We start from the raw sequence: 7,501 nt of genomic DNA on the forward strand, positions 1-7,501 counted from the left end.
GCGTCAACAGGTCTCGCCTCCCATCAATCTGAAGCCCAGGTCGACGCGCTGGGGCTGTTCCGCCGTCTCAAGCTCTCCCTCCTCGATCAAGAGAAGAGCGGCTCGGCGGCCTCTTTCAAGGCGCGGTGTTTCGATCGTCGTCAGGCGGATCGGACGCGCCTCGAGGAAGGACAGGCCGTTGAACCCGGCAAGGGCAAGCTCGGTTGGGATCGCAATGCCTTTGGCGAGGCAATGGATGATGCCCCTGCCGCGAGATCATCGTTCGAATAGTAGATCGCCTGGGGCCGGTCCGCGGAGGCCAGACGGGCCGAAGGTCCTCTCCGCACTGGCTCCCGATATAGGCAAAACGCCGGTGGGCCTTCGACAACATGTATCGGACCGTCTCGCGCCCGGCCTCCCGCAGGGACAGGCCCAAGGCCGTGGAGATCGGGTCGCCGTCGATGTGCATGACCCGGGCCAGAGCCGCGATGTCTTCCATGTTGGGGCGACACCGACAAGGTCGTTCAGATCAGCGAAAACCAGCTTGAACTCGGCTGGCTCAAGGCTCAGACCGTGATGGACCTGCTCGGCAGCAAGGCCCAGAAGTTCCTCATGGTCAACGGCCTGCCCGGCAATGCCACCGACCGCGACCGTCGCGCAGGGATGACGAGTGTTCTCGACAAGGTAGGCAGCCTCGAGATCGTCGAACTCGTGAGCAACTGGGATACCGGGAGCAGCCAGAAGGTCGCCTCTGACACGCTCGCCACCCATGGCCAATTCGATGCGGTGGAGTCGCGGCACGGCTCGCTCGGAACCGTCAATGCGATGCAGGCCGCGGGCCACCCGATCGTGCCGATGGGCGCGCTCGGCGAGAACGGCGCCGGAAAATCGACGCTGATGACGATCATGTCCGGCGACAACCGGCCGAGCGAGGGTGTCCTCTAGGTTGATGGCAGCGAGACCCTCCTGCCCTCCCCGTGCGATGCGGTCTCCGCGGAGGTCGGGCTCCGTGTTCAGGGAGCTGTCGCTCGTACCCGACCTGACGGAGCGCGAAAACCTCCTGCTGGGCACGCCCGGAAGCGCCTTGGCCGCCTGCCCAAGGGCGCAACCTCCCGCGCCTGCGAGGTGCTGTCGCAGATCGGCGGCGTCCGCATCTCGTTGTGCTCCCTCGTTACCGACCTCGACCTTGCGGAACGCCAGCAGGTTGAAATTGCCAAGGCCCTGACCCGAAACCCGCGGCTTCTCGTTCTGGACGAGGCGACCTCGGCGCTGAACGCCGCCGTCGTGCAGAAGGCCTTCGAGCTCCTCCGCGCGGAAAGCACGCGCGGCGTTGGCGTGCTCTTCTTCTCCCACCGGTTACACGAGATCGAGTCGCTGGCCGACAGGATCTCGGTCTTCCATAATGGCCGCCGCGTCGAGACCTTCGATAATGGTGCCTCTGGTTGTCCGGCGATCATCGACAAGATGGGGGGCCAGAAGATCGACGTCCTGTTCCCGCCCAAGCCTCCGGCGCGCGATGACGCCGCGGAAATCTTGCGGCTCGAGACTTTCGGCTGGGAAGACGCTGCGCAAGACGTCTCGATCAGCCTGCGCAAGGGCAGCGGCGTGGGCGCGGCGCGCACGCTGGAGATGTTCGGTATTCCGAAGACAACCTTCTATCGTTGGTACGACCGATACCCATCCCTTGGCGAGGCCGGTCTCGAGGATCGCCGACCCCATCCGGGCCGGTTCTGGAACCGCATCCCTGATGATGTCCGGCAGGATGTGGTCGGCTTGGCGCTGGAGGAGCCCGAACTCTCTCCACGGGAGCTTGCGGTACGCTTCACAGATACGAAGAAGTACTTTGTCTCAGAGGCTTCGGTGTATCGCATCCTCAAGGCACACGACCTGATCCCGAGCCCTGCCTTCATCGTGGTCAAGGCTGCGGACGAGTTCCGCGATAAGACGAGCCGGCCAAACCAACTCTGTCAGACCGACTTCACGTACCTGAAGGTGGTCGGTTGGGGTTGGTACTATCTGAGCACCATCCTGGACGATTTCAGCCGATATGTGATCGCCTGGAAGCTCTGCACGACCATGCGGGCCGAAGAAGACGAGACCTTGTTCGCCATTGGTTCAAGAACAATGGTCGAGTGACACGCTCCATCTCGCGCTGGAGGCGTCCGGCTGCGACCAGCCGACGGTGCTCCACCGACCACGGCCTCTCAGCGAGTTGCCAATAGGTGCGCCACTGGTTTGAGCACCATTGGCGACGGCTCGTCCTACATCGCGGGCGATCTCGCAACCTGGCTGGAGGACAAGCAGATGGAACATGTGCGCGGGGCCCCCAACCATCCGCAAACGCAGGGCAAGATCGAACGCTGGCACCAGACCCCGAAGAACCGCATCCTGCTGGAGAACCACTACCTCCCCGGCGCACTTGAGGCCGCGATCGAGACCTTTGTCGACCACTACAACCATCAACGCGCCCATGAGAGCCTCGGAAGCGTCACCCCGGCCGACGTCTACTTCGATCGTGCCAAAGCCATCTTGGCCGAACGAAGGAGGATCAAGGCCGACACCATCCGCCAGCGCCGCTTGCTCAACCGAACTCAAGCGGCCTAACCTCGAACGGAGCGAGCCAGACCCTCCTGACCGTCAGAGCATTCCGGATCCCAAATCATTTGATGACGGACACGCACCGATCGAGGTGATCGCATTGAAATGCCGAACTGCCCTCGCCAGACGACCTGTTGCCCCGAGTTCCCCAAGGGCTGCCGTACGGTCTTCATGGCAACCTGTTCGTCGGGGATGCTCCATTTGCCGCGAGCCCGATGAAGGATCAGCCGCTGACGCCGTTGCCGTCTCCAAGTTCCCGCACCTGCTGGCTCCGCCGCCGGTTTGAACAAGCGGTCGGCCTTTCAGGCAAGCCAAGGTTTTCAACGCAAAAGGCCCGTCGCCGTCCGTCAGGCAAAGCGCAAAAGGCGTAGAGGCATGGCTTGCTCGATCCGATGACCGGCGCTCGGGCGATCATCTCGAGCCGCGGCTCAGTCCGGCTTCCATCATTCTCGAGATCTGCATCGGGTTGTAGGTGATCGAGCCATAGGTCCCGCGCCGGATCAACCCGTCGCGCCCGAGGTCACGAAAAGCAGGCCCGATGCTGTTTCGCGACAGGCCGGCCATCTCACCAAGGTCCTGTTGCGAGCAGGGGATTGAGATCTCGGCATCAAACAGCATTTCAGGACCGGCAAGCCGCACGAGCGTGCTGGCGATCTTGGTCCGGGCATTCCCCTTGAGCAGCGAAGCTGCATACATGAGCGCGTTGTCGAGATGGAGCACGGTCAACTGCCCGAGAAAGCGCCACATGTTCGGAAAGACTTCTTCCAGGTCTTCGAGGCGCTGCAGCGAGACATAACAGACGCTGAGGTCGGTCCGGGCTCGGATTTCGACGCGACGGGGAGAGCCGGTGACCGCAGCCCCTTCTCCCACCCACCAGCCCGGGCGGGCGATATGGCCGAGCACGGGCGCCTCGTAGCCCGAGGCAACCAGCACGTCGGCAAAGCCCTCGGCGATGCCGTAGACGCCGCCGGGCGGGTCACCCAGCGAATAGAGCCGGTCTCCGCGCGAGATCCCACGGAATTCCGCCACTTCCATCCAAGCGTTACGGAACGGCTCAGGCTGCGCGGCCAGCCATCCGCGCCGGTGGAAAATCGCCTCCAACTCGCCTTTTGTCATGAAGAATCCCCAACCAATGCACAATACTGAGCAAGTTATTTTCGGGGGCCATGTTAATCAATTGCGGTGACGCAGGGCGAACCACGTTTGGAAATTTGATCCGAACCATTTGAGACACCCATCGTCTGATGCGCAAATTTGATGAAAAGGTACTGACATGAACAGATTTTTCATTACGGTTGCCGTCCTGATGCTTGCCAGCCATGCCCAGGCCCAGGACTGGCCTGACCGCAGCAAACTGCCGGTTCCGCTCGCTCCTTTTGAAGGCACCATCGGCGAGACCTACGAAGACTCCGAGCCCGACTGGCAGGATCCGGTCGCTGCGCCCGATGACGCGCCCAACGTCATCGTCATCCTCCTCGACGACGTGGGCTTCGGCCAGACCTCGACCTTCGGCGGGCTGATCCCGACCCCGGCGCTTGACCAGCTCGCCGATGAGGGGTTGCGCTTTACTCGTTTCCACACGACTGCCATCTGCGGCCCTTCGCGCGCGGCGCTGCTTACCGGGCGCAACCACCACAGCGCGGGCAACGGTTTCCTCATGGAGTGGGCGACGGGCTTTCCGAGCTACTCGACCATGCTGCCGAAGGAGACCGCGACCATCGCCGAAATCCTCAAGGACAACGGCTATGCCACCTGGTGGTTTGGCAAGAACCACAACACCCCTGACTGGGAGCAGACCGTCGCCGGTCCCTTTGACCGCTGGCCGACAGGCATGGGCTTTGAGTATTTCTATGGCTTCAATTCCGGAGAAACGCACCAATACTATCCGGTGCTCTTCGAGAACACCGTACCGGTAGAACCCGACAAGACGCCGGAAGAAGGTTACCACTTCATGACCGACATGACGGACCGCGCCATTGCGAGAATGAAGTTCTCGAAGTCGGTCGCCCCGGAAAAGCCGTTCTTCATGTATTTTGCCCCCGGCGCCATGCACGCGCCGCACCATGTCACCGCCGAGTGGCGCCAACAATTCGACGGCGCCTTTGACATGGGCTGGGAGGAGTACCGCAATCAGGTCTTTGCCCGCCAACTGGAGTTGGGCATCGTCCCCGAGGGCACCGAGTTGACGCCGCGCCCCGACTGGGTGCCCGCGTGGGACACGCTGAACGATGACCAAAAGGACGTCTACAACGCGCTCTTCGAGAATTTCGCCGGCTATTTCGCCTTCACCGACCACGAGGTCGGGAGGCTGCTTGATGCGGTCAAGGAGCTGCCAGACGCCGAGAACACCATGGTGGTCTACATCGTCGGCGACAACGGCGCGTCCTCCGAAGGCGGGCCAGACGGCACGCTCAACGAGATCATGAACCTCAACGGAATCCCCAGCGAGATCGAGGACATTATCGCCAATCTCGACAAGCTGGGCGGGCCGGAGTCCGAACCGCACTATCCGGTCGGCTGGGCGTGGGCGGGCAACACGCCCTTCCAGTGGGTCAAGCAGGTGGCCTCTCACCTTGGCGGCACGCGCAACCCAATGGTGATCAGCTGGCCCGCGAAAATCCAGCATGACGACGCGCCGCGCACTGCCTTCCTCCACCTCGTGGACGTGGTGCCGACCATCCTCGAGGCGGCACATATCCCCATGCCTGATACCGTCAACGGAATCGACCAGAAGCCGCTCGAGGGCGAGAGCTTCCTCGCCAGCTTCGCCGACGCCAGTTATATGGGGCGCACCCAGCAGTATTTCGAAGTGCTCTCCAACCGCTCGATGTATGCCGACGGGTGGAAAGCCAACGCGCAGCACACCTTGCCGTGGCGGCAGGACCTGGCGCCCGGCAACTGGGATCAGGACAAGTGGGAACTCTACAACCTTGACGAGGACTTCTCGGAAGCCAACGACCTTGCCGCCGAGAACCCCGAGAAGCTGGCGGAGTTGAAGGCGATGCTGGACGACGCTTTCGAAAAATACGGCGTTCTGCCTCTGGACGACCGCGGCGCGGGCAGGCTCAGCATTCCGAAGCCGCCGGTGCCCGGCACGGTGAAGGGCAACAAGACTTTCAGCTACTCTGCAGGGGCCATCCGCATCCCCGAGCCCGCCGCTCCGCCGATGAAAAACACTTCCTGGACGCTGACAGCCAAGATCGAGACGGAAGGCCCGAAGACCGAGGGTGTGATCATGGGCTTCGGCGGTGTCGCCGCCGGCCTCGTTCTCTATCTCGACGCCGGGGTTCCCGTGTTCGACTACAACCTCTTCGAAGCACATACTGTGGTGAAGGGCGCCGAACCGCTTCCCGAGGGTGCCTCCGAGATCACCCTCGACTTCGCCTACCTCGGAGCTGAGGGGGAGGCCGGCAAGGGCGCCGAGATCACGCTTTCCGTCGACGGCACCGAGGTTGCCACAGGCACCATGGACTCGACCGTCGCGGGTCGCTTCGGTATCGACACCTTCGGCATCGGAGAAGACAGCGGGCAACCCGTGACGACGGCCTACAAGGCGCCTTTCAAGTTCACCGGTGGGATCGAGAGCGTGGTCGTCGAGGTTAAGTGACCGCGAAGTTCTCAGGCAATGCCGTTCGCTGCGCCGCGGCGAACGGCAGGATTGGGCGATTGCCGCCCGGTCACCCGATCTCAGGTGAAAACGACCCCACTACTCGCAGCAGCGGATGACGCGCTTGTCGTACTGCGGCTGGGTGCCGGGGACGCCCCCGCCGAAGTCCTGGGGAACGTCGTAGTAGGTCTGGGTCCAGGTCGCGAGTTCCAGCGGCTCCAGCTTGCTCTCCTGCGGCTCGAAACGGATCGGCTGGCCGGGATTTACGTCCTTCAGCACCTCGGAGTCGTCGACCACCACGGTGCCGTTCACGATCACGAAGGGGATCCCGCTCGAGGGCAGCGTTCCTTGCGCGTAGGTGGCGTTGTCCGTGATCGTCTCCGGATCGAAGATCGTGATGTCGGCAACCATGCCTTCCTGCATCCGGCCGCGCTCCTGCATCGCCGTCAGGCCCAGCTCGCTCAGCGGGCGGGCCGAGTTCCAGCTGGTCTGGGCCAGGGACTGCATGAGCGGGATGCCGTTCTCGCGGCCCATTCGAAGCGCTTTCGCGAAGCTGCCGGCGCCACGCGGGTGGCTGTTCGGCAAGTCCTCATAGGGGGTGTCCCAGGAGAACCCATCTCCGGCGATCGGCATTGTGTCCGAAGCGATCGCCACCCCCGGCATCTTCAGCCAGTCGACGACGGCCTCGGGCGGCATCTTGTAGACCTGCACCAGCCGCGCCGGCTCCTTCTGGATCATCTCGGCACGGGTTTCCTGCGTGTAGAATTCGCCGGTCAGCGCGTCCTGGATGGTCTCCTCGTACTTGTAGCCGAGCTGGTCGACCCAGACCTCGGGCTCAAGGAACACGGCGTTGAGCGCGGTCGAGCCCGCGATATAGGGGTAGAGTTCGCCCCACACGTTCATCCCGCGCTCGCGCATCCGGGTGAGCAGCTCGTGGACGAGGTTGTAGCCGGGGTTGTTGAAGTGGCAGGCGATGGCGGGCGCGCCGAGGGCTGCGGCATTGGCCAGCATCTCCTGGATGCCGTTGGATTCCTGCGTGTCGGTGCCCGGGGTGTAGCGGAAATGGAAGGCGGAGGGGCGGCCGTAGTTTCCGGCGGTGCGCTGAATCTCGAACACCTCGCGGGCGGAGACGCCGTCGCGCATGTAGCCCAGGGTCGATCCCATCCCGATGGCACCGGCGGCGAGGCCTTCGTCGATCACCTTCAGGATCTCGTTGGCGTTGTTGCGCAAATCTAGGGGATTCATCTCGTGAATCCAGCATGCTAGCCGGGCAGCATGAGCAGACCTCCGAAGCCGACCTACAAGACCACCAACTGG

The 7,501-nt window shown here is 63.1% G+C and carries 4 protein-coding genes and 2 pseudogenes; 3 read left to right on the plus strand and 3 right to left on the minus strand.

The window, feature by feature from the left end:
- Window positions 1-3 precede the first annotated feature (3 nt).
- On the minus strand, window positions 4-240 hold the full coding sequence (locus tag CLG85_RS27750) for a substrate-binding domain-containing protein (RefSeq protein ID WP_095882041.1): 237 nt from the start codon (window positions 238-240) through the stop codon (window positions 4-6).
- A gap of 264 nt (window positions 241-504) precedes the next feature.
- Between CLG85_RS27750 and CLG85_RS13875 the strand changes: the two are divergent.
- Together CLG85_RS13875 and CLG85_RS13880 are read left to right on the plus strand one after the other, a co-directional pair.
- A pseudogene (locus tag CLG85_RS13875) lies at window positions 505-924 on the plus strand (substrate-binding domain-containing protein); the annotation flags it as partial.
- A gap of 636 nt (window positions 925-1,560) precedes the next feature.
- A pseudogene (locus tag CLG85_RS13880) lies at window positions 1,561-2,583 on the plus strand (DDE-type integrase/transposase/recombinase); the annotation flags it as partial.
- A gap of 405 nt (window positions 2,584-2,988) precedes the next feature.
- Here the strand turns inward: CLG85_RS13880 and CLG85_RS13885 are convergent.
- Window positions 2,989-3,693: a Crp/Fnr family transcriptional regulator gene (locus tag CLG85_RS13885; RefSeq protein ID WP_095882045.1), complete on the minus strand. Its 705-nt coding sequence runs from the start codon at window positions 3,691-3,693 to the stop codon at window positions 2,989-2,991.
- Between the two features lie 157 nt (window positions 3,694-3,850).
- On the opposite strand from CLG85_RS13885, the gene CLG85_RS13890 reads away from it, so the two are divergent.
- On the plus strand, window positions 3,851-6,184 hold the full coding sequence (locus CLG85_RS13890; RefSeq protein WP_095882046.1) for a sulfatase family protein: 2,334 nt from the start codon (window positions 3,851-3,853) through the stop codon (window positions 6,182-6,184).
- Window positions 6,185-6,283: 99 nt separating this feature from the next.
- Here CLG85_RS13890 and CLG85_RS13895 read toward each other — a convergent pair whose 3' ends face one another.
- Entirely contained in the window at window positions 6,284-7,429 is a 1,146-nt protein-coding gene (locus CLG85_RS13895) for an amidohydrolase family protein (RefSeq protein WP_260349136.1), read from the minus strand.
- Window positions 7,430-7,501: the final 72 nt, after the last annotated feature.

Source organism: Alloyangia mangrovi (assembly GCF_002300555.2).
In the GTDB taxonomy this organism is placed as follows: Bacteria; Pseudomonadota; Alphaproteobacteria; order Rhodobacterales; family Rhodobacteraceae; genus Salipiger; species Salipiger mangrovi.